28 protein-coding genes and 2 tRNA genes are annotated in these 22,490 nt (G+C 69.3%); 13 read left to right on the top strand and 17 right to left on the bottom strand.

The features are described from left to right. Window positions 1-125: 125 nt before the first annotated feature. The 12 genes from IE318_RS02395 to IE318_RS02340 all read right to left on the bottom strand — a co-directional run bounded on the left by IE318_RS02395 (window position 126) and on the right by IE318_RS02340 (window position 8,909). Window positions 126-1,520 carry a DNA primase family protein gene (locus tag IE318_RS02395; RefSeq protein WP_189895754.1) on the bottom strand — a complete coding sequence of 465 codons (1,395 nt, stop codon included), beginning with the start codon at window positions 1,518-1,520 and terminating at the stop codon, window positions 126-128. Then, window positions 1,517-1,873 (bottom strand): hypothetical protein, encoded by a 357-nt coding sequence (locus IE318_RS02390; RefSeq protein ID WP_189895753.1) that lies wholly within the window; start codon window positions 1,871-1,873, stop codon window positions 1,517-1,519. Before IE318_RS02390 ends, IE318_RS02395 begins: the two co-directional genes overlap by 4 nt. Beyond that, window positions 1,870-2,772 (bottom strand): bifunctional DNA primase/polymerase, encoded by a 903-nt coding sequence (locus tag IE318_RS02385; protein WP_189895752.1) that lies wholly within the window; start codon window positions 2,770-2,772, stop codon window positions 1,870-1,872. Before IE318_RS02385 ends, IE318_RS02390 begins: the two co-directional genes overlap by 4 nt. A gap of 89 nt (window positions 2,773-2,861) precedes the next feature. Continuing rightward, on the bottom strand, window positions 2,862-3,350 hold the full coding sequence (locus tag IE318_RS02380) for a hypothetical protein (RefSeq protein ID WP_189895751.1): 489 nt from the start codon (window positions 3,348-3,350) through the stop codon (window positions 2,862-2,864). A 19-nt stretch (window positions 3,351-3,369) separates the two neighbouring features. Beyond that, the gene (locus IE318_RS02375) at window positions 3,370-3,828 is read right to left on the bottom strand and encodes a hypothetical protein (RefSeq protein ID WP_189895750.1); all 459 of its coding nucleotides are present in this window, start codon (window positions 3,826-3,828) and stop codon (window positions 3,370-3,372) included. 14 nt (window positions 3,829-3,842) lie between these two features. Next, a complete protein-coding gene (locus IE318_RS02370) occupies window positions 3,843-4,037 on the bottom strand; it encodes a hypothetical protein (RefSeq protein ID WP_189895749.1) in 195 nt (64 codons plus the stop codon). 157 nt (window positions 4,038-4,194) lie between these two features. Further along, window positions 4,195-4,446: a hypothetical protein gene (locus IE318_RS02365; RefSeq protein ID WP_189895748.1), complete on the bottom strand. Its 252-nt coding sequence runs from the start codon at window positions 4,444-4,446 to the stop codon at window positions 4,195-4,197. A 141-nt stretch (window positions 4,447-4,587) separates the two neighbouring features. Further along, entirely contained in the window at window positions 4,588-6,762 is a 2,175-nt protein-coding gene (locus IE318_RS02360) for a cell division protein FtsK (RefSeq protein ID WP_189895747.1), read from the bottom strand. Window positions 6,763-6,848: 86 nt separating this feature from the next. After that, window positions 6,849-7,190 carry an RRQRL motif-containing zinc-binding protein gene (locus IE318_RS02355; RefSeq protein WP_189895781.1) on the bottom strand — a complete coding sequence of 114 codons (342 nt, stop codon included), beginning with the start codon at window positions 7,188-7,190 and terminating at the stop codon, window positions 6,849-6,851. Continuing rightward, window positions 7,190-8,050, bottom strand: coding sequence for a protein spdB (locus tag IE318_RS02350; protein ID WP_189895746.1), 861 nt, complete (start codon window positions 8,048-8,050; stop codon window positions 7,190-7,192). Before IE318_RS02350 ends, IE318_RS02355 begins: the two co-directional genes overlap by 1 nt. Further along, a complete protein-coding gene (locus IE318_RS02345; RefSeq protein ID WP_189895745.1) occupies window positions 8,047-8,643 on the bottom strand; it encodes a hypothetical protein in 597 nt (198 codons plus the stop codon). Before IE318_RS02345 ends, IE318_RS02350 begins: the two co-directional genes overlap by 4 nt. Continuing rightward, a complete protein-coding gene (locus IE318_RS02340) occupies window positions 8,640-8,909 on the bottom strand; it encodes a DUF6284 family protein (protein ID WP_189895744.1) in 270 nt (89 codons plus the stop codon). Before IE318_RS02340 ends, IE318_RS02345 begins: the two co-directional genes overlap by 4 nt. Before the next feature lie 594 nt (window positions 8,910-9,503). Between IE318_RS02340 and IE318_RS02335 the strand changes: the two genes are divergently transcribed. The 4 genes from IE318_RS02335 to IE318_RS02320 all read left to right on the top strand — a co-directional run bounded on the left by IE318_RS02335 (window position 9,504) and on the right by IE318_RS02320 (window position 12,559). Further along, entirely contained in the window at window positions 9,504-9,875 is a 372-nt protein-coding gene (locus tag IE318_RS02335; protein ID WP_189895743.1) for a GntR family transcriptional regulator, read from the top strand. A gap of 235 nt (window positions 9,876-10,110) precedes the next feature. Then, a complete protein-coding gene (locus IE318_RS02330; RefSeq protein WP_189895742.1) occupies window positions 10,111-11,127 on the top strand; it encodes a P-loop nucleotide/nucleoside kinase family protein in 1,017 nt (338 codons plus the stop codon). Further along, entirely contained in the window at window positions 11,124-11,711 is a 588-nt protein-coding gene (locus IE318_RS02325; RefSeq protein WP_189895741.1) for an AAA family ATPase, read from the top strand. The genes IE318_RS02330 and IE318_RS02325 overlap by 4 nt, the downstream gene beginning before the upstream one ends. Beyond that, window positions 11,708-12,559, top strand: coding sequence for a DUF1932 domain-containing protein (locus tag IE318_RS02320; protein ID WP_189895740.1), 852 nt, complete (start codon window positions 11,708-11,710; stop codon window positions 12,557-12,559). Before IE318_RS02325 ends, IE318_RS02320 begins: the two co-directional genes overlap by 4 nt. Here the strand turns inward: IE318_RS02320 and IE318_RS02315 are convergent. From IE318_RS02315 to IE318_RS02305, 3 genes are all read right to left on the bottom strand, one after another. Then, a complete protein-coding gene (locus tag IE318_RS02315) occupies window positions 12,556-13,200 on the bottom strand; it encodes an HAD family hydrolase (RefSeq protein ID WP_189895739.1) in 645 nt (214 codons plus the stop codon). The genes IE318_RS02320 and IE318_RS02315 overlap by 4 nt on opposite strands. 235 nt (window positions 13,201-13,435) lie before the next feature. Further along, window positions 13,436-14,248, bottom strand: a complete 813-nt coding sequence (locus tag IE318_RS02310) for a hypothetical protein (protein ID WP_189895738.1) — start codon at window positions 14,246-14,248, stop codon at window positions 13,436-13,438. Further along, a complete protein-coding gene (locus tag IE318_RS02305; protein ID WP_189895737.1) occupies window positions 14,238-15,020 on the bottom strand; it encodes a hypothetical protein in 783 nt (260 codons plus the stop codon). Before IE318_RS02305 ends, IE318_RS02310 begins: the two co-directional genes overlap by 11 nt. 386 nt (window positions 15,021-15,406) lie before the next feature. Here IE318_RS02305 and IE318_RS02300 point away from each other — a divergent pair, with 386 nt between their 5' ends. The 3 genes from IE318_RS02300 to IE318_RS02295 all read left to right on the top strand — a co-directional run bounded on the left by IE318_RS02300 (window position 15,407) and on the right by IE318_RS02295 (window position 17,383). Beyond that, on the top strand, window positions 15,407-16,048 hold the full coding sequence (locus IE318_RS02300) for a hypothetical protein (protein ID WP_229903288.1): 642 nt from the start codon (window positions 15,407-15,409) through the stop codon (window positions 16,046-16,048). Between the two features lie 68 nt (window positions 16,049-16,116). Continuing rightward, window positions 16,117-16,485 (top strand): DUF6009 family protein, encoded by a 369-nt coding sequence (locus IE318_RS44660; protein ID WP_229903287.1) that lies wholly within the window; start codon window positions 16,117-16,119, stop codon window positions 16,483-16,485. Between the two features lie 367 nt (window positions 16,486-16,852). Next, window positions 16,853-17,383 carry a hypothetical protein gene (locus tag IE318_RS02295; protein ID WP_189895735.1) on the top strand — a complete coding sequence of 177 codons (531 nt, stop codon included), beginning with the start codon at window positions 16,853-16,855 and terminating at the stop codon, window positions 17,381-17,383. Between the two features lie 95 nt (window positions 17,384-17,478). Here the strand turns inward: IE318_RS02295 and IE318_RS02290 are convergent, their stop codons facing one another. Both IE318_RS02290 and IE318_RS02285 read right to left on the bottom strand, forming a co-directional pair. Then, on the bottom strand, window positions 17,479-18,135 hold the full coding sequence (locus tag IE318_RS02290; RefSeq protein ID WP_189895734.1) for an NAD(P)H-binding protein: 657 nt from the start codon (window positions 18,133-18,135) through the stop codon (window positions 17,479-17,481). 83 nt (window positions 18,136-18,218) lie between these two features. Further along, the gene (locus tag IE318_RS02285) at window positions 18,219-19,646 is read right to left on the bottom strand and encodes an amidohydrolase family protein (RefSeq protein ID WP_229903286.1); all 1,428 of its coding nucleotides are present in this window, start codon (window positions 19,644-19,646) and stop codon (window positions 18,219-18,221) included. A gap of 241 nt (window positions 19,647-19,887) precedes the next feature. On the opposite strand from IE318_RS02285, the gene IE318_RS02280 reads away from it, so the two are divergent. The 6 genes from IE318_RS02280 to IE318_RS02255 all read left to right on the top strand — a co-directional run bounded on the left by IE318_RS02280 (window position 19,888) and on the right by IE318_RS02255 (window position 22,488). Next, a tRNA-Thr gene (locus IE318_RS02280) sits at window positions 19,888-19,960 on the top strand. A gap of 46 nt (window positions 19,961-20,006) precedes the next feature. Continuing rightward, window positions 20,007-20,079, top strand: a tRNA-Met gene (locus IE318_RS02275). Window positions 20,080-20,165: 86 nt separating this feature from the next. Continuing rightward, window positions 20,166-20,330, top strand: coding sequence for a 50S ribosomal protein L33 (gene rpmG, locus IE318_RS02270; protein WP_003948671.1), 165 nt, complete (start codon window positions 20,166-20,168; stop codon window positions 20,328-20,330). 147 nt (window positions 20,331-20,477) lie between these two features. Further along, window positions 20,478-20,930 (top strand): MaoC family dehydratase N-terminal domain-containing protein, encoded by a 453-nt coding sequence (locus IE318_RS02265; RefSeq protein ID WP_030174437.1) that lies wholly within the window; start codon window positions 20,478-20,480, stop codon window positions 20,928-20,930. A 7-nt stretch (window positions 20,931-20,937) separates the two neighbouring features. Then, on the top strand, window positions 20,938-21,366 hold the full coding sequence (locus IE318_RS02260; protein WP_030174439.1) for a MaoC family dehydratase: 429 nt from the start codon (window positions 20,938-20,940) through the stop codon (window positions 21,364-21,366). 66 nt (window positions 21,367-21,432) lie between these two features. Next, on the top strand, window positions 21,433-22,488 hold the full coding sequence (locus IE318_RS02255; protein WP_189895733.1) for a UDP-N-acetylmuramate dehydrogenase: 1,056 nt from the start codon (window positions 21,433-21,435) through the stop codon (window positions 22,486-22,488). Window positions 22,489-22,490: the final 2 nt, after the last annotated feature.

Raw genomic sequence — 22,490 nt, 5'->3', positions numbered from 1 at the left:
GGCCATGTCACTCCTCGGCTCGGGGTTGGCCTTGGCTGTGTTGAGTCCGCATTGCTGTGTGTCGCGACTCAAGCGACTCAGGGACCGGGTGGACGCGGTTTGAGTCGCTTGAGTCGCGACACGGGCTATTGCGGGTCGGAGAGGTTGAGGGTGATCCCGGTGTAGGTAGGCACCTGCCGGCCGTACTGGTCGCGGGGGCGGGCCCGGTGGAGCTGCGGGACGACGGATTGCAGGTTCCGGCCGAACATCTGCTTCGTTCCGACGGCGCGCACGCCGTTGTCCTCGGCCCACTCGCGCCAGATGGCCCACAGCGTGTCCACGGGCACGGCGCAGTCCGGCCCGATGGTGCAGCACTCGCGGACGAACGCGCTGGTGGGGGAGGCGGTGTCCTGCATGATGACGACCGATTCCCGCGAGGATGCCGGTTCGGTGATCCGCCCGGTGCGCTCCAGGCGGGCGAGTCCTTCCAGGGCCCAGTTGAGGATGCCGGGCATCTCGGTGGCGAGCCGGTCGGTCAGGGCGGTGTCCTCCCTGCCCAGCCACGACATGGTCATGTTGAGCACGACGAACCGGCGGGCGATGACCCCGGAGGAGTCGCCGAAGTTCGGCAGCTCGTTGGTGAGGATCATCAGCCTCGTGGGGAGCTTGCCGGTCCAGGGGTCGCGGAACTTGCGGTCGATGTCGATGGTGTCTTCACCGGAGATGGTCAGGAGTCGTTCGACGACCTGTCCGCCGTCCTTGCCGGACAGCCGGGCATCGGAGATGACCGCGAGGGGCTTTCCGAGCAGGGACGACAGCCCGAAGTTGCTGCCGAGCCCGGCGAGGGTGGGACCTGCCAGGTTCTCCCGCCCGACCAGCTCTTTGAGCACCCGCGCGATCGTGCCCTTCCCGGAGCGGGACGGCCCCTTGATGAGCAGGATCTTCTGCTGGTCGGTGCGGCCTGAGAGGACGTAGCCGAACCACTCCTGAAGCGCGTTGACGGCTTCGGGGTCGTGGGGCCAGACCTGCGCAAGGAAGCGTTCCCAGGTCGGCGCGGTCGCCCCGGAGTCGTAGGCGTAGGGCACGGAGACCAGGTTGAAGAACCCTGGGCTGTGCGGCAGCAGCGCACGGTCACGGATGCGCAGGAGCCCGTTGGCGCAGGCCACGATGGGGCTGCGGTCCTGCTGGTCTGCGCTCTGGTCGATCCATGCCGGCGCGTCGGCCTCGGTGGGCAGCAGGGTGACGGCCCCGAGCGCATCGAGCAGGTTGCTGATCTTCTGCTTGGTGGGTGCCCAGTCGCGCTGTTCGGGCTGTCCGTCCTTGCCGGGGGCGCTGTAGACGGCGTGCTCCAGCCGCTCGTACATGCGGGCGCGCATCTGGGCTTCGTCGAGCTCCCGCCAGCAGGTACCGGTCCAGCGCATCCACGAGCCGCGCCAGCGCCGGACGACCAAGTGTCCGTCCTCGGTCTGCCAGTCCGGCAGGAGCCGCCGGGCGACGGCGAGCGGGTTGGACGGTGCGGGCAGTTCCTCCAGGCCGGTCATGCGGCGTTCCTCCCTTCCTGCGGGGTGCGCAGCGGGCAGACGTGGCGGTGGCCGGCGTGCGCGTCGATCAGGGCGAGCACGCGGCGGCGGCCGACGGCACTGCGGTCCCAGCCGCACAGGCACCGGGACGTGGCCGTCGGGGTCGCACCGTTCGGCGCAGCGATGTGGAGCCATGCGACGGGGTACCGGCCGTCTCCCTGGCGCGGGTCAGAGCGAAGGACAGAAAGGACGCCCTTGCGGGCGGCGCCTTCTGGCCCGCCCACGGCCGTCCGGGGAGCGGCCGGTTCGGCGGCGCGCAGCCGGGTGGCCGGTGGGGGTTGGCCTTCCAAGCGGGGGGCGTTGGGGGTGGTCATGCCGCCTCCCGGGGCCGGGCCTTGCGCAGGGAGCTGTCCAGTGCGCTGCGGATCGTGGCGCGGCACTCGGCCGCGGTCAGTCCCCGCGCCTCGCCAACCCCTTGGAAGGCCTCCTCTACCACGTGCCGGGGGAGGTCGCCCCACGCGACGAAGCGCCCCACCTTGAAGGCGCACCGGTTCAAGGTGACGTTGCGCAGCCCGTCCGGCGCGGCGGCGACGACGGCGCACTCGGCCTCCAGCGCGGCCAGTGCCGCAAGACTGCCGTCCACCGCGGGCAGCCTCAGCGGCCCCGCAGACGGCGCGGGCGCGGGCCGCAGGATGCTTTGCAGCCATCCGGGCAGAGCGACCGCCGCAGGGGCGCTCAGAGCCTCGTACGGTCCGGCGGGGGTGGTGCTGCCTGCGGCGACGACGTACCCGCCCCACGCGCGGGTGTCGACTGAATCCGCCACGGTGCCCGCGGTGTTGCCCAGCCGGATGCCGTCGGGGGCGGTGAAGTACAGGTGTTGTCCGCCGCTGGGGGTCCGGGTCCGGTAGGTGCCGGGGACGGCGTGTCCGGCGCGCTCGCAGAGCGCCCCGAAGGTTGCCGCGCCGTCAGGCGCGTCCGAACTGGCCTTGTGTTCCGGCGTGTCCAGGTCGATGACCAGCAGCCGCGAGGGGCCGGTGGCAATGCCGACGTTGAACGGCGCCCGCGACCAGGCCGCGCGGATGCGGCCGGGGTCGGTGGTGGCGCGCTGCTCCCACTTCAGGTGGCCGTCGGCGCACTCGCCGGTGCCGGTGCATGTCTTCTCGCCGTGCAGGGCGGGAACCTTGCTGCCGGGGCGTAGGGGGAAGACGTGCCAGCCGCGCTCCGCCGCCTCCAGGGCGGCGCGCAGCAGCGCGGAATGGGGGTCATGGGTCATGCTGGATGTCTCCAGTTCCTTGATGGGTTCTGGCTGGCAAGGGCGGCCCCGCGTTCTTTGGCGAGAGGTGGGGGCCGCCCTTGGCGTCGCTACCGGTGGTGCTGGGCCCAGTGGGCGTACTGCTGGCGGACGTAGACGCGCGGGTCGCAGATCGCGGCCGCGTCGTCCACGTCCATCAGGTGGCGGGCGGCGTCGACCGCGGCGAGGTGACGGGCGGTCTGGATGTCGGGGCGGTCGCTGTCGTCCTCGTCGAAGTAGTCGGCGAGGGCGATGCGGTCGAGCAGTGCCGCTTTGCGAAGCCAGTACTCCCGGTCCAGGTCCTCGCCGCACGGGGTGTGGGCGACGGTTCGGGCCGTCCAGCCGATCTCGCTGGTGATGCTGGGGGCGGTGGCGTAGGCCTGCTCGGGCGTGGGCCAGGACTGCGGGCCGGGGCGGTGGTCGGCGGTGATGTACAGGCGGACGCGGTCACCGTCGCGGGTGGGGAACCGGCGCACCGGGCCTGTGGTGAACGCGGTGCCGAGTGCAGCGGCGACGCGGTCGGCGTCGCCCGGCTGGCAGATGGCGCGGATCTCGATCACGGAGGGGTTTCCTTCCTGGTCAGCCGTGGAAGTGGTTGCGCTTGAAAGTCGCTTTGCGGATGTTGACCGTGGTCCCGCCCTTGTGGCCGCTCGCGCTGAACACCTGCACGGCCACCCAGCCGCCGAAGATGACGGCGGCGAGGATGACGAGCTGGGTGATCAGCGCGGTGAGGGCGGTGAGGAACGCGGTCAGCAGGAACAGCCCGCCGCACACGGCGAGGAACCCGACGCCCGCGAAGGCGATGTTCACGGCCGCGCGGGAGACAGGCGGCTTGGCGATGACCGGTTCGGGCTGGGCGGGGGTGATGGCGTAGCCAGTGACGACACGGCCGTCCGGCAGGACGACGCTCGCCACCGCCGGGATCGTGCCCGGCTGGACGGGCACGAGCGGGGCGGGCGCCGGGACGGCGGGCGGTATCGGGGTCGGGTGGTGGACGTTGAGCGCGGCCGGGTGGACGCGGCGGGTGGGTTCGTTCACGGCTTGGTCTCCCGTCAGTTGCCGAGTTGGGCGAGGGCTTCGGCGGACGCCTGCACGACGTTGTGAATGGGTTCGTACGCGCCGGTCCCGGCGGCGAAGAACCCGAACAGGAACAGGACGACGGCGGCGCCGCCGCCGGCGGACCTGGTCTTGACGGCGAAGGCAGACGCGGCACCGAACAGCAGGACGGCGGAGATGTTGAGGACCATGGCGGTGAAACTCGCTTCCGGGCGAGGTGGACGGATGGATAGGCTGCGCAGGCCCCGGGTGCTGGCAAGCTCGGGGCATTGACCGGCGACCGCGCCCACCTGGCCACTGCGTGTTGCGGGGTCCGTCTCATGACGGGCGGTCGCCGGTCGCGTGCTTTCAGGAGACGCCGGCGCGGTAGATGCGGGCCCAGCGGTTGTAGAGCCAGCGGCCGACGCGGATGCGCTTGCCGGTGGCCTTGCAGTGGCGGCAGTCCTTGCCGCGCTTGGGCCGTCCCTTGCGGTCGGTGGTCATAGCGAAGCCCCAGCCGTGGCACTTGCGGCAGGTGCCGAACGGCGAGGCGGCACACACCGCGACGTAACACAGCGTGACACCGAACAGCAGGGTGATAGCGAGCAGGGCAGGGGTCATGAAGGGCCCTCCGGGGCGGTTTTCAGGGGTTTCCGCAGGTGGGCCGCTATCCGCTAGCGGCCTGATCAGGAGCGGTTTGGGGCGCTAGCGGGGCCGCTAACGTTAGCGGGGCGTGCCGCTATCGTTAGCGGCCCCGAAGGGTCAGCCCGCGTCCCGATTTCCGTCACGCTCCGCAATCGCAGTCGTGATGTGGGCGCGGGTGATGCCGCGCCGGTTGACGACCTTGCCATCCACCCGGCGGCCCACCTGCACCGTGCTCACGCCGTGCGGCTTGAGCGCGGCGGCCAGCGCGTCGGGGTCCCAGCCGTCGTAGACCTCGGGGCGCAGCTCGGCGAGCCGGGCGACGACGGTTTCGGACCACACCTTGGACTCGGCCGCCGGCACCACGGCGAGGATGTCGGCTAGCAGGTCATAGGCAGGGCCGGTGACTTCCTCGGGTGCCTCACCGAGCGCGTAGCCGGTCAGGAGTCCGGCCTTCTCGCGCGCGGTGCGGGCGCGGCTCGCGATGGCCTCGGCGCCGGGTGCGTCGACGTAGACGGAGGCGACGATACGGGCATCCGCCCCTTCGCCGACGAAGTAGTGGATGCCCTTGTCACCCCAGGCGAACATGGTGGCGCGCACCCCGCGCTTGTACTGCGAAGTACCGAGCACCATGTCGTTCTCGGTCTGGCCCATGACCTTCAGGCACCACCGGGCGGAGGCGTTCGCGCTGATACCGGTGGGCAGCGACTTGGCGTCCGGGCGCTGCGTGGCCAGCAGGACCACGATGCCGGTAGCAGGTCCCCGCTTGACGAGGTCGGTGGCGATTTCCTCGAACTCCTTGCCGTGGTCAGGGTGCTCGAACAGCACCTGGCACTCGTCCACACCCACCACGATCGGGTGCAGCCCCAGCGACCGCTTGTCCGCGAGGGCGCTGGTCACCTTGGACTCGGGGCAGATGTCCCGGGGCAGGGACCGGATCACCTTCGTGCGGCGGCGCAGTTCCTCGCGCAGGGCGCGGAAGTCGGCGAGCGCGTAGGCGATCGACTCGTCATCGTCGCCGGCGGCGTGCCGGTGGGCGACGGCGTTGCCGACCGGGTCCAGGTCGCCGGTGCCCTTCATGTCGTAGGTGTGCAGCTCCGCGCGCGGGTCGAGGGCGGCGATGAGCAGCAGCAGCCGCAGTAGGAACGTCTTGCCCATGCGCGGGATGGCACCGATTACGCCCGCTATGTACATGAGCGTGACCTCGACCCCGCGTCCGCGCTGGTCGGTGCCGTAGGCGACGGGCGTGAACAGGTCCACCGTCCCGGACTTGGCCAGCGGCCATGCGGGCTTCTTGGCCTTGTTCATGTCCTGGTCGCCCACCCACAGCACCAGGTGCCCGGTGTGCTCGTCCGGCACCGCTTCGGGCCACACGCAGCCCAGCGGGCGGCGCAGACCCGAGGCGAGGCGTTCGCGGCGCTCGATGATGTCCGTCACCGTCACGCCGAACGGGAGGTTGCCCTCGGCGCGCCAGCCGGGTCCGTCCCGGGTGATGGGTGCGGTGAACTCGAAGCCGTCCCGCCCTTTGGCCTGCGCCTGACTGATGGCGGAGATACCCAGCGCACCCAACGCACGCAGGACGATGTCCGAGGTCAGCTTGGTCGCCTTGGGCAGTTCCACCGCCCGGTGGATCACCGGAGCGTCCGCGCGGCGGCCGGCGGCCCCCAGGGCGAGCACGACCGCGCTCACCGAGACCGCCTGCAACCAGGCAGGGGCGAGCACGTAGATGGCAAGCGCTGTGAACAGGCCCACGAACAGGCCCAGCACCGCAACGAGGGTGCGCAGCCGAACGCGGCCGTCGCGCTGCCGGGAGAGCTTGAGGTATTCGGCCGCGTCCTCGCGGCGCACGGCGGCGAGGCGGACGGGTTCGCCCTCGCGGTCGGCGACCCACCGCATCGTGCCCCCGATGAACCGGGCCGCGCCGGTCGGGGCCTGGAAGGTGAGCCGGGCGGCGTACACCGGGGTGCGCAGGGCGTGGTAGCCGATCGTGTGGGCGTAGTGGCGGGCCACCCACGCCGTAGCGGTGCGCAGCTCAGCCACCGACCGCAGCCAGACGGGGATGACCGGGCGGCGCCTTGCGGCGGCGAGCCGACCCAGGTAGCCGGGCCCGGTCGCGGTCGGAGTCGCCTGGTCGACCATGACGGGGGCGGTCGGGTCGTCCGCCTCCGGGCCGGGCGGGGCCGACTCGCGCGCGGCGCGGGCCTTGTCCAGGTCGACCACGTCGGCCCCGCCCTCGGCGGCCATCTCGGCTTCGAGCCGGTTGAACAGTTCGTTGTCGTCTTCCGGGTGCTTCACTGAGGGTCCCTTCCAGTGGGAGGGCGGGGTCCGGTCGGCGCTGTGGCAGGTAGGCGGCCGGGCCCCGCATCTGGAAAACGTGCATTTCAGGCGGCGGCGCACTGGTCCTCGGGATAGGCACACGAGGCGCAGGCACCGAGTGAAGGCGGGATGACGTATCCGGCATCCCGACCGCACGCCGGGCACCGTCGGCGGGCCGCGTTGGCTTTGGACAGGGCCGCCCACTTGGCCGGGGTCATCGGCCGGACGGGCTTGGCCAGGTCGACGCGGTAGAGGTAGGCGACCAGCGGCGGCCGGCGGCGGCGCGGCCGTTCGAGCTGAGCGGCCACCTCCTGTCCGCCGGGGCGCAGCCCGCGGGCTCTGAGTTGGCGGCGGGTGGCGTAGCCGTCCGGAGCGAGGCGCCACCGGAACACCGGCAGCGCCCCCATCAGGCGACGCGCTTCCACGCGGCCCGGAGCCGGACCTCCGAGGCGGAGTGGCCGGCCGCACGAAACCGGGCGGCCATCTCCCGGTACGACAGCGCCGGGTCTTCGCTGTGCCGGATCTCGTTCACCAGCGCGTCCAGGGCCTCATCCGTGAGCGCCGGCGACGCCTCCAGGGTGAGCGCTGGTACCGGCTCGCTCGGACCCCACAAGGGCAGTTCCCAGCGGGGTGTGCCGCCGGGTGTGACGCGGGCCGTCACGCTGGTCAGCGCCCTGCCGGTGTCCTCGCCGGACCGGGCCGTCTCCAGCGTCGACCATGCCTGGGAGAGGGCCTTGGCGGTCTTGGCCTGGACGCGGGCGACGCGTGCCCCGGCCTGCGTCACGGCGGTCAGCCGGGTCTCCTCAGCGCTCGCTTCGGCGCGCAGCCGGGCACGGGCCACGGCCGCCTCGTCGCGGGCCTCCTGCTGGATACCGCGGATCGCCTCCAGCGCTCCCGTCGTGAGCGCGGTCCGCTCCCACAGGCCGTGCACCAGCCACAGGGCCTTCGCCGCGATCGGCAGCCACGCCACGGCCAGCCACGCCCCGGTACCGTGCTCGACGGTGAGGGCGTGGGCGACCAGGACGCCGGCCGCGACCAGGCCGAACAGCCACCCCACCGCGGTCACCACGGGGGAGTGGTCGCCCTGTGCGGCAAGGCGGCGTTCGTAGGCGAGGGTGGCCAGCCATCCCCCGTCGATGCCGAGTCCGACGACCAGGGCGACGGGCCACGGCACCGCGCCACCGAGCCACATCACGACCACGGCCAGGGTGAGAACCATGGACACGGCCGTCATCGCGACGGCGGGAAGTACGGTCTTGGCCTTCATGCCGCACCCCCCGCAAGCGCAGGGTTGGGCAGGCCGGTCAGGGCGGCGATCTCGTCGCCGGTCAGGGCGGTGTTCTCGTCCATGGCGTGGGCCACGGTGCGGATCTCGCGCCACAGGTGGGCCACCTTGCGGCGGGCCATCCCGCGGACCATCCCCCAGGACTTGCCGCCGGCGGGGACGTGATCGTGGGCCAGCCGGTAGCCGAACTGGGCCAGCAGGTCGACGGCCAGGTCCCGGTCATGGTCGGCGGCGCAGGCGGCGGCCCGCTCCGGTGTCCACAGGCCGTAGGCCAGCAGGTATTGCACCTGCGCGATCTGCCCGGCGGCGCACTGCGCGGCGAAGTGCCACGGCTGCGTGCCCCGCGCCTCGTAGGCGGTGTTCCCGGTCAGGTTCCATCCGGTGCCGTGCGTCCAGGCGATGACCTCACTGCGCACGACGTGCACGCTGTAGGCCAGCGCCACGACCGCGTGACCGGCCTCGTGGAACGCCATGCCCAGTCGCGCGGCCTCGTAGGACAGCGGCATATGGAAGACGGGGCGGGGGTTGCCGCGGTGGTCGGCCAGGATCTCGGGGGCGGGGGCAGTGGTCATCATGCGGCACCCCCGGGCAGGCTCGTGCCGGCGGTGCGGTTGGCCAGCTCCCTCCGCGCGGCGAGCAGGCGCCGGCGGGCGCGGCGGATGCGCTGGGTGTCCAGCTCGGTCGGCGTGCGGTCGAGCGTGATGATCTGCGCGTCGAGCAGGTCGACGTCCGCGAGGATCGCGGGCATCTCCTGCTCGATCGCGTCCAGTTCCGCGGCCGTCGGGTCCATGAAGTCGGCGAACGCGGTAACAGCGTCCTGAACAGTGACGATGTCAGTCATTGGGTCGTGTACTCCCTTGCAGGTGGCAACGGCCCGAACAGAGCCCCCGGTGTTCGCGCACCGGGGGCTCACGCCGTTGGGGTCGGCACGTCCGACTCCCCGCGCCCCCGCCCGTACGCCCTCGCGCAGTGCGCGGAACGGACGGGCGGGAGAGGCAGCCGGCCGCAGCGTCGGCGCTGCGAGACCAGAGACGGACCGGGTACTGCACTGGCGCCGCCGGCCGGTCCATCACGGCGGCGCCCGAAACTGGCGTTGAGGCATCAGAACTCTCGTTGGTCGAAGAGATCAGGACTGCTGCAAGGGGGATCGATGTCCCCACCCTCCGGCCGTTGCTCGCGGTCACCGGGCCACCTCGCCAGTCGGGCCGAAGCCCTGTCCTCTGGCCTTTAGCGGGATTGCAGCGTCCCCGCCCTGTGCATTCGTGCAGGTCAAACAGGTCTCACAAGCGATCCGTCCCGTTGGGGGGAGGAACCGCTGAGCGAGCCTGCCTCAGAGTGCACTGTGAGGCAGAGTGCGTCAAGCCCCCCTCGTGGAACAAGCGGCGTGGGGCTCTGGCTTCTACCTGTGCGACTTAGGCACTATGTGGCAGAGACCGTGACGAGGCTTGGGGTGCAGATGGTCGAGTGGACCGGCAGGTTCGCCTATAAGCAGGTGGCTGATGACCTGCGGCGACGCATCGCGGCGGGGGAGTTCGCCGAGACCGGGCAGCTCCCCTCGCTGGGGCAGCTCCAGAAGACGTACGACGTCACGGTGACGGTCGCCCGTGCCGCCATCAACCAGCTGAAGACGGACGGCCTGGCGGTGAGCCACCAGGGCAAGGGAGCCTTCCTGACTCCCGGAGCCGGCCGTGCCGCACAGACTGCCGACCCGGCTGGGGCCCTGGCTGAGCTGCGCGAGGAAGTCGAGAGACTGCGGAGCGAGGTGGGGGAGCTGCGGCAACGCGTCGCCACCCTGGAGGGAAGCTGACCTTCCGGCGTGCCGGGGTGCAACTCGCAGGGCTGCGGTGCTGACCATCTGAACCTCCTCGTTCGGTGTGGTCACAAGTTCACCGCCGCAGCGCGAAAACCGGTATCACGTCCCGCTACCTGAGAAAATCCCTGCGGTTTTATACATCCGCTTACACATGCGCTATCACGAATTTCCACAGCTCTAGTCGGGCCGCTACACTCGCGGCTCCGACTAGCTATCTAGGGAGGGGCAGATGGCTCGGAAGCACCCAGATTGGAAGCCCGATCTCCTACGGATGCACCGCGAGGAGATAGGGCTCACCCTGGAGGACACAGGGGAGAAGCTCCGTGAAATCGCGGAGCGTCACGGCTTCAACATCGCCGCGAACTTCCAAACGATCTGGGGCCACGAAAAGGGAACGGTGTATCCTGGCCCGCACTACCGCCGGGCTTACTGCCGTCTCTATCGTCGCAATGAGGCTCAACTCGGCTTCCGTCGTGCCCTGCCCGGAGAGGATGCCCCCGTGGAATCCGTACCGGCGCCCATTTCCACTGAACGAAGGCTCCCCGACCAGCCTGACGCAGTACGCCAGGCGCTCAGCAGCATCCGCGAAGGTACTGACGACGTCGACAGCGAGGCCCTGCGTAATCGTGTGGTCGACGCGTGGCGGCGCCACACCGCAGGGGGAACGGTCGAAGCTCCCACCGTGGTCCTGGTCGGCGGTTTCGCAGGGTCGGGCAAGTCAGAATTCGCAAAGTTCCTCGGAGGGCTCACCGGCTGGCCGATCCTCGATAAGGACTCCCTCACACGCCCATTGGTAGACCAACTCTTGATTGCACTGGGCGGGGAGGCCCACGACAGGAGTTCGGCGCTATATCGAGAAAAGGTCCGCCCCCTCGAATACCGCTGCCTCATGGAGGCGGCATGGGACAACGTCGACTGTGGAATTTCCACAATCCTCGACGCTCCCTTCATCTCGGAATTCTCGCAAGCTGAGTGGATGCAGCGCTTCCAGAACCGCTGCCGGTCCAAGCGTGTTTCCGTCGCGACCATTTGGGTCGAGTGCGACCCGGAGTCGATGCGCGAATACATCGAGTTCCGGGGAGCGGCACGCGATGCGTGGAAGATGGAAGCATGGGATGAGTACATCTCGGGGCTCGATCTGAAGATGCGGCCACAGGGCCCTCACTTCGTGGTCGACAACCGGCTTGGCGCAGCCGTGGCCCTGGTCGACGAAGCCCGAGACGTGCTGAGTGGAGGCGGGCTGTGAATCATTCCGGCGTCATCCTCTACGGGCCCCCAGGGTCCGGGAAGGACACGATCACAGCCGAGCTAGCCCGGCTGCGACCTGAGTACGCACTCTTCCAGCGCCTCAAGGCGGGCCCCGGACGAACCACGGGGTACCGGCTCACCACAGCTCAGCACATTGAGGAAATGGCGCAGGCGGGAGGAATTCTGTACCGGAACAGCCGGTACGACGCCGAATACGCCATCGACCGTGGCGAGGTGTCCGCGCTCGTAGACGCCGGCCGCATCCCGGTCCTCCACATGGGCCAGGTCGCCGGGGCACGCGCGGTCGCGGCCTTCCCTATCAACTGGGTTCGGGTTCTCTTGTGGTGTCCCGAAGAGATCACGCGGCGACGCTGCGCGGCACGCGGTGACAAAGACTTGGACGCCCGACTCAAGGTCTGGCACGAGACCCGGCAGGATCTCTTGGATCATGCGCCAGAGCCCTGGTCGCTCGTCATCAGAACCGACCAGGTCGGCCCGGCTCAGGCAGCGCAAGCCATCGACGATGCCCGCTTGGCCGGCGCGTCCGTTGAGAGGCGCGATATCCCAGGACTGGTCGGATGACCGTCGTCGGCGTCCTACATCCGGGCAGCATGGGGGCGGCCGTGGCGGCACAGGCCAGCCTCAATGGGGCCGAAGTCCTGTGGTGCCCGGCCGGACGCAGCTCTGCGACCAGGGAACGGGCCCAGAAGTACGGCTTCACGGCGGTGAGTGGCCTCGGGGAGCTGACGGCGCGAGCTGACGTCATCCTCAGCATCTGCCCGCCGGCGCACGCGGAAGACGTGGCGGTCGAGGTCTCGTCTCACTCGTTCGCTGGGATCTACGTGGACGGCAACGCCATCTCGCCGGCGAGCATGGCGCGCGTCCACGCGATCGTGGGCCGGACGGGGGTGACTGTCGTGGACGGCTCCGTCATCGGCTCGCCCCCGTCCGCGTCCAAGACCGCTCGCCTGTATCTGTCCGGTCCGGCGGACGCCCTGACACCCGTGGCATCTCTCTTCGAGCGTTCGGCGGTGCACGTTCGCCTGCTCTCCGGCGGCATTGGGCGTGCCTCTGCCCTGAAGCTGTCCTACAGCAGCTATCAGAAGGCAAGCCGCGTACTGGCCGCGGTCTCGTACGCCCTTGCCCGAGATTACGGCGTGGAGGAAGAGCTACTCGACATCGCGCAGGGGCGCAGCACCAGCTACCTCGCCGAGACGGCCTACATCCCGAAGGCGGCGGCGCGTTCGTGGCGCTGGGGCCCCGAGATGCGAGAGGTGGCGTACGCCCTCCAGGAAGCCGGGCTGCCCGCCGATCTGGCTGAGGCGTCCGCCTCGGTCATGAGCCGGTGGGACGACCTCAAGGATTCACCGCCGAATATCTCCCAGGCACTCGAACGCTTGCACATCTCCCAGGACAGCGAGCCGGACTAGGCTGCCGCCGCCAACACTGCCTCGATGGCCTCTGCGACGTCTCTTGCCGCGATGTCGGGCGCGCGGAGGTCATCGGACCATTCCCGGCCATCGGCCACCCACGCCGTACGCAGCCCCGCCGCGCGGCCCCCTGCTATATCCGTCTCAGGGCTGTCCCCGACCATCCACGTCGCGGTACTCAGCCGCGTACCACACAGCGCGGCGGCCACCTCGAAGTGAGCGCGCGCAGGCTTTCGGGCGCCGATCTCCTCTGAGACACAGATGCCGTGAAAGAGATGCGTTAGACCGGTCGCAGCAAGTTTGGCCCGCTGGATGTCTCCTGCGCCGTTCGTCGCGATACCGAGAGTCCACCCCGCACCGCGCAGCCGTTCGAGGCCCTCCCGAACCTTCGGGTAGCAGCGCACCGACCGTGTGATGCCGTCGACGTACTCCTTCCAGAGGTCATCTGGGTCGTCCACAAGCCCCAGAATCTTCCGCAGGTGCACAAAGTCCGCGGGGTAAGCCCGCTCCCGGAGCCGATCACAGATTGCGGACTCTGCCGCTCGCGACAGGCTCCTGGAGTGCACGAAGGAGCGAACCCAGGACCCCATGCCCCCTCGTCGATCGATCAGTGTGTTATCGAGGTCGAAAAGCGCTAGCACGTACTGAAGGTACGAGCAACGTGCGCTCTGAGGGAAACTTGTCGGCAGAGGCGTTCTAGCCGACGGCGAGCCGCGCATCAAGTGCCTCGTAGACCTTGGTCGTCTTCGGGCCCATCCGCGGAGGATCCTTCGGTCTGAGGTAGTGCGTACCAGGGCAGGCCCGGCTGCAAATACCTGGACAGACGAGCGCCCCAGCCGTTGTAGGTAGCTGGGGCGCTCGTCTGCAGCCAGTTAGCTAAGCACTCTGTAGCAGCGGAACGCCGAGTTGCTCCGCGACATTCTCTGCTGCTCGTTCATCACGCACGTCCACGGTGTACGAGTATCGCTCGATTGCACGCAAATGCCCATCAATCTGGTCGGACATCCGAGCTTTCCCCAAGTCGTACAGGGTTACGAAGGATGGCTTTCTCAGTTCCTTGTAGTCTCGAACGTGTTCGATCCGGAACATGAGATCGTGCACCGTTCGACGGAGCGTTTTATCTGGTGCTGACAAGGAGATCTTGTCCAGCAGTGTTGTGCGGTCACTCTCGTATCGGTAGTCGAAACCCAGTTCATGAGGTTCGCCGCGCAGGTTGACCCGATAGCTGACGTCTCTTTCGATGTGGCGATTTTTTGGGAGCTGAAGTCTGTGAAAGAGAAGCTCGTTGGTCAAATCATCGATCGATGGCATCGTCCCGGAGCCCGGGTCGCCGACCAGTTCTGTGAACAAGTCGTCTGCCAGGGAGCTAACTTCGAAGTCGCTCCCAGCGAGATCAACTGTTCCCCGGAAGTCAATCCTGTAGTTCTGCCCTGGGCGAGAGGAAAGACGCTGCACCTGTTCCCGGAAGGTCCCGGCGTTGAGATGATACTCAACGTATTCGATCCAGGCCCTCATGGTGCGTGGACTCCTAACGATCCCACGAACACGCCGCCCGTCGAAGCCTCCACTGTGCTGGCCCATGAAGCGCACGACGCCCCGCCCCTCATGCTCTACGACGACGCCAATGTTCTTCGGCTCATCGCGATACGGGTCCGGTACGTACTTCACGAGATACCAGTTAGCTGCCACTGTCCACCTCCTTAATGTCGAGGGTCCAGCTATCGACTTTCTGGTACTGGTCGCGCGTTCGCTCTATGAAGGAGCCGATGCGCGTTTGACGATGCTCAAGAAACGCTATGAGAGCGTCCCTCAGATCGGCAGTTAGCAATTCCGCACTGTGTGTGGTCGCAACTGCGCGACGTATCTCGCGACGTGTTACCGAAGCGATTCTTTCGAACCACTCACTGAAGTGAGACACGTCTTTCAGGTGAGTCGGCAGGCAATGGTACTTTACAGGTGTGTCCTGGGACTGCCCGAGTAGCGCGAGGGCTGCGGTACTGTCTCTTGACTCATTCAGCAGCGAAAGGTCGTGGTCGAACACCGCCACGGCGAAATCCGGCAGATATCCGATGTTTCCGTCGTGTCTGTCCGTGTTATGGATCCACTGATCAAACGCTATGATCCCACACGCTTCCCAGGGGCGCTCTTCGCAGAATTTAGGAAGGATGATGGGCGGTGGCCTGTCTCCGCGGTCACCGAATGCGAGAGATGCGTAGTTGTAGCCGCCTCCGTATACACCGACAAGCGTTCCGGGGGGTACCGGAAGTCCTGTGGCGATTCCCAGGGAGCTGGCGATGTAATCATTGGCAACCGCGAAGGGGCGCTCCGGAGTGTTCTTTCGGGCGTATGCGTTGAGCCGAAGGTGGCTCACACCACCGGAGGAGTCGTCGATGCGCGCACCCCAGAGGTCCACGTCGAAGTACCCGACCCCGTGTTTTTGGCTCCTGCCCCCAGCCGCCATCAGCCCTCCCCTTTGCGGACTAAGCCTTCCCCGCGGAGAGCATAGCGACACTGACTGGGCATGCCTGGTCACTGCGTGCTTCCCCTGCGGTGGCCTGGTGGGGCAGAGTCCTCCCGAGACCAGGAGGCGTCGCCAGTCTGCTGAATCCCTGGCTGGCAGCGGAGAACGTGCCCTGAGCAGCGCTTTCGTCGCTTGCATCTCAGGAACCTCCCGCCTGTCAGATCCTCGGCGCCAACATGCTCGACGATAGGGGCTGCCTGTGACAGTGGCACCTCACAATCTTGTTAACGACCTCGCCGGGGCCACCGGTCACTGGGCTGGAGCCAGCGACGCCCAGGTCAGAGGCGGCTGTCCCGAGCGCGGACTGTAAAAGAGTGTCCGGAGCCTTGGACGTCCTCGTCTGGCCGCCCTTGGCCTTGAGGCTTCCGCAGGCCAGACTCACAGCCATGGACGCTGGACTCGCGGCCGTACTCGGTGCCGCTGTAGGGGCGGTTGGCACGGGAGGCGCCGGCATAGTGGCCGCTCTCCTTGCGCGTTCTCAGAGTCGTACACAGCTACAAGCTGAGCACGTGAGGCTTATCAGAGAACCCCGGAAGGGGACATACGTAGCATATGCGGAGGCGGCGCGGCAGGAGCACGACAGGCTCGTCGAGATACTGACGCGGACCACAGTCGTTGCGCGCCAAGGACGCTCAGAGGCGCATGAGTCGTTCATGGCTGTGGCTGAGCAGCTGTACCAGGATTCTGATCAGCAGGCAGGTGCGCGCAAGCACTTAGAAGCTCAGGTTTACATCGAGGGGCCCTCAACGGTTATCGGCGCTGTCGTTCGTCTTGCCAGCAGTCAGCACGACTTCAAGGAATCTGCGCATGCTTGCTTGGAGCAACTACGGCGTGGAACCTGTCCGCCGGAGCTAGTGGATGCGATGCACGCAAAACGCGATGTGGCCTACGACAGGTACCTCGGCTATCTCTACGCAGCTTCGGCGGTCATGCAGGCCGATGGGCTAAACGACGTCCTCAGGGCATAGCACGCGCCAACGGCGGCTCCCCGCGGGCCCAGCACGGCCTGCAACACCTAGACAACGGGAGGGAACCAGTGCAGGAGAACCCCAAGGCTCTGGAGCACGAGGACGGAATCGTCTGGACCGAGGACATCGACAGGCTCGACTACGTACGGCAGTCGGTGGAGCTGTCTGTGTCGACTCGCCGAGGCCCTGTGCCGTGGCGTGGCAACGGGCGCAGGGTGGGGTACGCCGTACTGCGCTCCGACGCGCCGAGTGGAGACGTGCCGGGCAAGTTCGTCCGCCGGGTGTTCTGGGTCAAGGAGCACGACCGTTCCGAGCGGCCGAACGGAACGTATCGGCGGTCTGCGCCTTCGGGAGCTGTCGACCCTCGGACCGTCGCCCCGGGAGTTTGGGGAGAACTCACGGACCGTGCTTGGGGCGCTCCGCTGCCTGAAGCGTAGGCACGTTGCAGCAGTGAGCAGCGCTCTCGTTCCCCCACGCGTCCCCCGGCAGCGCCAGGTCCAAAGAAAACCGCAAGTCGCACGAGGTGAACCCGGCCCGCTGTAAATCTGCCGGCTCAGCCTTCCTAGGTTCGAATCCTAGCGCCGCCACACTGGGTAACCCCCTCCACCTGCGGAAACGCAGACTGGAGGGGGTTTCTTCGTGTTTCCCGGTCGCCGCTGTTCGGTCCAGGGCGGGTTCTTCGCCGCCCGCCTTGGCCCACCCCACCGAAGGCGGTAACAAATAGTGCATCGATCATCACGCTCTGTTTCGCTGACATCGAGGGCGCTGTCCGGCGCCCGTACCTGTGCGTGAGAGGCGCAGAGCATGAAGATCGCAGGCAGGACTCTGATATGTGCGGTGACCCCGGTGGCTCTGGCGGGACTGGTGATGCCGCTGGCGCTCGCCTCCCCGGCCGCCGCGGCGGCGGGCTCGACCATCAGCCGCGTCGGCTCGTTCGTCAACTACGGTGCCGCGCCCGGCGCCACAAATCAGGTGAACGTCACGACGGCACCCGGCGGAGTCCTCACGGTGACCGACATGGCCACGATCGCCGCGGGGCCCGGCTGCCGTCAGGTCAACGCGACCACGGTGACGTGCGGACAGGCCGCGGGCGTCAGCTACTTCAACGCGAACCTGGGTGACATGGGCGACTCCTTCACCGCCCCGGCGGCCACCTTCCGTGTCGTCCTCGACGCCGGCACCGGCAACGACAGCGTGACCACCGGCGGCGCGAACGACGTCATCAACGTCTCGGACGGGCTCCCGGACACCGTCAACTGCGGCGGCGGCAACGGTGACATCGTCAACGGAGACTCGCACGACACCTTCACGGGCTGCGAGTTGCACAACCCGTAGAAGAACCGAAGAGGCCCTCCGCCCCCAGGAGACTCACTCCGCCGGCGTCGGCGCCGACGCGGCGCGGAGAGAGTCTCCTCGGGAATCGCTTCCCCTCAGTTCCCCGCCACCGACTTCACCGCCACCGACACCGGGGTCGAGCCGCCGATGAGTTCCAGGGTCAGGCCGGCCGTCGCCGGGGTGTCCACCAGCTCGGCCAGGACAGTGGCCACGTCGTCGCGGGGGACCGAGCCGCGACCGGTGTGGGCCTCCAGACGGACCTGCCCGGTGCCCGGCTCGTCGGTCAGCGAACCGGGGCGCAGGATCGTCCAGTCGAGGGCCTCCTGGGCGCGTACGTGATCGTCCGCGGCGCCCTTGGCGCGCAGGTACACGTCGAAGACGTCGTCGCCCCTGTGCCGGGCGTCCGCGCCCATGGAGGACACCACCAGGTGGCGCCGGACGCCCGCCCGGACCGCCGCGTCCGCGAACAGCACCGCCGCGGCCTTGTCCACCGTGTCCTTGCGGGCCGCGCCGCTGCCCGGACCCGCGCCCGCGGCGAACACCGCCGCGTCGGCGCCCCGCAGCCGTTCGGCGACCTCCTCCACCGAGGCGGACTCCAGATCCAGCACGACCGGTTCGGCGCCGGCCGCCCGCAGGTCGTCGCCCTGTTCGGCGCGGCGGATGATCCCCGCGACCTCGTCCCCGCGCGCGGTGAGCAGCCGCTCCAGCCGCAGCGCGATCTGACCATGACCACCAGCGATGACAATGCGCATGTTTCCGACCGTACGCCCGGACGGCCCCGTCCGCCGCACGACTTGAGGCCAACTCCCCTGCGCCCCCTCTCCTCTGCGGCTTTCTACGACAGCTCCCCCCGCCCCTGCCTCGGCAGCCCCAGCTCCACCGACGCGGCCGAATCGCAGAACTCGCGCACCGCGCTGGTCCGTGCCACCACGCGCCCCTGGTGCACCACGATCCGGCTGTACGCGAGCGACAGCGCCCCCGCGAGCCGTTCGCCGCGCACGGCGAGCAGTTCGGCGGCGAAGCCCGCCTCCACGCGTACCTCGGGCAGGCCGAGCACCGCGCGGGCCGACGCGCTCACCGCGTCGTACGCGTCCTCGGGGCGCAGTCCGTGGTGCGAGGCCAGCAGGTAGGCCGCCTCCAGCGGGTCGCCGCGCCCCACCGGGTTCGACACGTCCCGTAGGGCGCCGCTGCCCGCGGCCACCCGTACCCCGGCCGCCCGCAGCAGCCGTACCGGAGCCGTCCCGGGCCCCTCCGCGCCCGCGCAGCCGCCCTGCGGCAGGCACACCACCGTCACCCCGGCAGCGGCCAGCTGCTCCGCGGCGCGCGCGGCCGCCTCGGCGGGCAGCCTCGACAGGCCGCCGCACGGGCTGAGCGTCACTCCGGGGCGCAGCCCGCCCGCCATCGCCGCGATACGGGCCAGGCGGGCCGGGTCCGTGCCGTCGGTGTGCAGGTCGACCGGGCGGCCGTGCTCGGAGGCGACCTCCAGGACCGCCTCCACATAGCCCGTGGGGTCGGGATCCACGTCAGGGCAGCCGCCCACCACGCACGCGCCCATCTTCACCGCGTCCCGCAGCATCGCCAGCCCGTCCGCGCCGGCCGCGCCCGTCAGCACGCGCGGCACCGCCACCGTCGTCAGCTCGGTGAGTCCACGCAGCGCCCGGCGCGCCCGCAGGACCGCCTTCAGGGCGCCCAGTCCCTGGACGTCGCCCACGCGCACGTGTGCGCGCAAGGCGGTCGCCCCGTGGCCGAGCTGCAGCAGCGCGGCCTCGGTCGCCCGCCGCTGGACGTCCTCCGCGTCGTACGAGACGGGGCCGCCGCTGTCGGCGGTCAGCGCGGTGTCGGCGTGGGCGTGCGGCTCCGCCGGGGCCGGCAGGAGCAGATAGCCGGTGAGGTCCAGACGGGCGCCGCCGTCCCGCGGGGCACCCCCGCCCGGCCTGCCCGGTCCGCTCGCCTTGTCAGGCCCGCCGGGTGCCCCTGGTTCCCTCCGTTCCCCCGGCTGCCTCGGCTCGCCCGCTGTGTCGGGCCTGTCGGGCGTGGCGGGCGTGTCGAACGCGCCGGCCCTTCCGGGGCCCCTGCCCGAGCTGCGGCCGAGGCTGCCCGCCGTGCCGACCGCCTCGATGCGCCCGCCGGCCAGTCGTACGTCCACGGTGCGCCCGTCGGTCAGCCGGGCCCCGCACAGCAGCAGGCCGTCCGGTTCCGGCGGACCGCCGGAGGGACCGTGCGGTGGGGACGAGTGGGGCGGCTGTGGCTGACCGGGGGGCATCGCACTCCAGGTACGACAGGCGAGGGCTGGCGGGAGACGAAGGACAGGGGGCCCGAGCGGACACGGGACGCAAGATCACGCAGAGTGCGTCGAGCCTATGGCGACCGCCCGCCGGGAGGGGGGAGGGGCGCAATAGTCGTACCGGTGTGGCCACGGGGTCATCGGGCTCCGGACCCGGACGCGGGGAGCGCGGAACGGATTTGGGCGAACGGCCGCGGAGCGTGTAATGTCTTCATCGCTCGCCCCAATAGCTCAGTCGGCAGAGCGTCTCCATGGTAAGGAGAAGGTCAACGGTTCGATTCCGTTTTGGGGCTCTGGTGTGAGAGGTTCCCGTCGCAAGGCGGGGTCCGATCGCATCGCAGCGGTGTAGCTCAGTCGGTAGAGCAAGCGGCTCATAATCGCTGTGTCACCGGTTCAAGTCCGGTCACCGCTACTCACAGTAGCCGATTGCGGGGTCGGTCCTTCGATCGGCTACTCTTTCTTGCGTTAATAACTACCCGTTCGTCAAGGAGCACTCACGTGGCTGCCACCGACGTCCGCCCGAAGATCACGCTGGCCTGCGTGGAGTGCAAGGAGCGGAACTACATCACCAAGAAGAATCGGCGTAACAACCCGGACCGTCTTGAGATGAAGAAGCACTGCCCGCGTTGCAACGCGCACACCGCGCACCGCGAGACGCGATAAATCAGGCTCATACATGAGGCCGCCCCCGCACCAGGGGGCGGCCTCATGTTGTTTCTGATCCTGCTGATCCCGCTGATCCCGTTGATCCGCGACTGATCCATCTGAACCATCCGCACGACCACAGCTGACACCAGGAGGTGCCGAGCCATGGCGCTCGACCAGACCTTCGTGGGGCGGTCCTACCCGCCCACCGCCCCCTACGAGGTGGGCCGGGAGAAGATCCGCGAGTTCGCGGAGGCCGTGGGGGACGCCAACCCGGCGTACACGGACCCCGAGGCGGCCAAGGCGCTCGGCCACTCCGATGTGATCGCCCCGCCGACCTTCGTCTTCGCGATCACCTTCAAGGCCGCCGGACAGGTCGTCCAGGACCCGCAGCTCGGCCTCGACTACAGCCGTGTGGTGCACGGCGACCAGAAGTTCGCCTACACCCGGCCGGTGCGGGCCGGTGACCGGCTGACGGTCACCTCCACCATCGAGGCGATCAAGTCCCTGGCCGGCAACGACATCCTGGACATCCGTGGCGAGGTGCACGACGAGGCGGGCGAGCACGTCGTGACCGCATGGACCAAGCTGGTGGCCCGCGCGGCCGAGGAGGCGTGAGGAACCGATGACGGCGAAGATCGCCTACGACGACGTCGAGGTCGGCACCGAACTGCCGGCCCAGACCTTCCCCGTGACCCGCGCCACCCTCGTGCAGTACGCGGGCGCGTCCGGGGACTTCAACCCGATCCACTGGAACGAGAAGTTCGCCAAGGAGGTCGGGCTGCCGGACGTGATCGCGCACGGCATGTTCACCATGGCCGAGGCGATCCGCGTCGTCACCGACTGGGTGGGCGACCCCGGTGCCGTCGTGGAGTACGGCGTGCGCTTCACCAAGCCCGTCGTCGTCCCGAACGACGACAAGGGGGCCCTGATCGAGGTCGTCGGCAAGGTCGCGGCCAAGCTCGACGACAACACCGTGCGGGTCGACCTGACGGCGACCAGCGAGGGCCAGAAGGTCCTCGGGATGTCCCGCGCGGTCGTACGACTGGCCTGACGGCCCGCGCACCGGGCGCGTCGTCGGCGTACGGGGCTGTCGGCGGGGTCTCGTAGTCTTGGGCGCGTGCAGGAACTCCACGACGCGCCCCTGGCCCCGCTGACCACCTTCCGGCTGGGCGGCCCCGCGACCCGGCTGATCACCGCGACGACCGACGCCGAGGTGATCGCCGCCGTCCGCGAGGCCGACGCCGCCGGTACGCCGCTGCTGGTGATCGGCGGCGGCTCGAACCTGGTCATCGGTGACAAGGGCTTCGACGGCACCGCCCTGCGCATCGCCACCCGCGGCTTCGAGCTCCGCGGCACGACGCTGGAGCTGGCCGCCGGCGAGGTGTGGACCGACGCGGTCGCCCGCGCCGTCGAGGCGGGGCTCGCCGGCATCGAATGCCTGTCCGGCATCCCGGGCTCCGCGGGCGCCACCCCGATCCAGAACGTCGGGGCGTACGGCCAGGAGGTCTCCGCCACCATCACCGAGGTCGTCGCCTACGACCGCAGGGCGGGCGAGACGGTGACCCTGGCCAACGAGGAGTGCGCGTTCTCCTACCGCCACAGCCGCTTCAAGGCCGACCCCGAGCGGTACGTCGTCCTGCGCGTCCGCTTCGAGCTGGAGGACGCCGGAGGGCTGTCGGCGCCCGTCAAGTACGCCGAGACGGCGCGGGTGCTGGGCGTGGCGGCGGGCGACAGGGTGCCGCTGGCCACCGCCCGGGACACGGTGCTGAAGCTGCGCGCCGGGAAGGGCATGGTGCTGGACCCCGAGGACCACGACACCTGGTCGGCAGGGTCCTTCTTCACCAACCCGATCCTCACGGACGCCGACTTCGCCGTGTTCCGCGCGCGCGTGCGGGAGCGGCTGGGCGAGGGCGTCGAGCCGCCCGCGTACCCGGCCGGCGAGGGCCACACCAAGACCTCGGCGGCCTGGCTGATCGACAAGGCGGGCTTCACCAAGGGCTACGGCAGCGGGCCGGCCCGGATCTCCACCAAGCACACCCTCGCCCTCACCAACCGCGGCGGGGCGACCACCGAGGACCTGCTGGCCCTGGCCCGCGAGGTCGTGGCCGGGGTCCGCGAGGCGTTCGGCATCACCCTGGTGAACGAGCCGGTGACAGTGGGCGTGAGCCTCTGACG

It is taken from the genome of Streptomyces spiralis (genome assembly GCF_014654675.1).
In the GTDB taxonomy this organism is placed as follows: domain Bacteria; phylum Actinomycetota; class Actinomycetes; order Streptomycetales; family Streptomycetaceae; genus Streptomyces; species Streptomyces spiralis.
This window is presented reverse-complemented; position numbering and strand designations above follow the sequence as displayed.

Bases quoted from the DNA above. Each gene is read 5' to 3' on its own strand.
- IE318_RS02260 (WP_030174439.1), top strand. From the start codon at position 20,938: ATGACGGCGAAGATCGCCTACGACGACGTCGAGGTCGGCACCGAACTG.
- IE318_RS02340 (WP_189895744.1), bottom strand. From the start codon at position 8,909: ATGACTGACATCGTCACTGTTCAGGACGCTGTTACCGCGTTCGCCGAC.
- IE318_RS02395 (WP_189895754.1), bottom strand. From the start codon at position 1,520: ATGACCGGCCTGGAGGAACTGCCCGCACCGTCCAACCCGCTCGCCGTC.
- IE318_RS02265 (WP_030174437.1), top strand. From the start codon at position 20,478: ATGGCGCTCGACCAGACCTTCGTGGGGCGGTCCTACCCGCCCACCGCC.
- IE318_RS02330 (WP_189895742.1), top strand. From the start codon at position 10,111: ATGGCTCGGAAGCACCCAGATTGGAAGCCCGATCTCCTACGGATGCAC.
- IE318_RS02385 (WP_189895752.1), bottom strand. From the start codon at position 2,772: ATGACCCATGACCCCCATTCCGCGCTGCTGCGCGCCGCCCTGGAGGCG.
- IE318_RS02370 (WP_189895749.1), bottom strand. From the start codon at position 4,037: ATGGTCCTCAACATCTCCGCCGTCCTGCTGTTCGGTGCCGCGTCTGCC.
- IE318_RS02355 (WP_189895781.1), bottom strand. From the start codon at position 7,190: ATGGGGGCGCTGCCGGTGTTCCGGTGGCGCCTCGCTCCGGACGGCTAC.
- IE318_RS02290 (WP_189895734.1), bottom strand. From the start codon at position 18,135: ATGCGCATTGTCATCGCTGGTGGTCATGGTCAGATCGCGCTGCGGCTG.
- IE318_RS02305 (WP_189895737.1), bottom strand. From the start codon at position 15,020: ATGGCGGCTGGGGGCAGGAGCCAAAAACACGGGGTCGGGTACTTCGAC.
- IE318_RS02320 (WP_189895740.1), top strand. From the start codon at position 11,708: ATGACCGTCGTCGGCGTCCTACATCCGGGCAGCATGGGGGCGGCCGTG.
- IE318_RS02390 (WP_189895753.1), bottom strand. From the start codon at position 1,873: ATGACCACCCCCAACGCCCCCCGCTTGGAAGGCCAACCCCCACCGGCC.
- IE318_RS02285 (WP_229903286.1), bottom strand. From the start codon at position 19,646: ATGCCCCCCGGTCAGCCACAGCCGCCCCACTCGTCCCCACCGCACGGT.
- IE318_RS02350 (WP_189895746.1), bottom strand. From the start codon at position 8,050: ATGAAGGCCAAGACCGTACTTCCCGCCGTCGCGATGACGGCCGTGTCC.
- IE318_RS02295 (WP_189895735.1), top strand. From the start codon at position 16,853: ATGAAGATCGCAGGCAGGACTCTGATATGTGCGGTGACCCCGGTGGCT.
- IE318_RS02365 (WP_189895748.1), bottom strand. From the start codon at position 4,446: ATGACCCCTGCCCTGCTCGCTATCACCCTGCTGTTCGGTGTCACGCTG.
- IE318_RS02345 (WP_189895745.1), bottom strand. From the start codon at position 8,643: ATGATGACCACTGCCCCCGCCCCCGAGATCCTGGCCGACCACCGCGGC.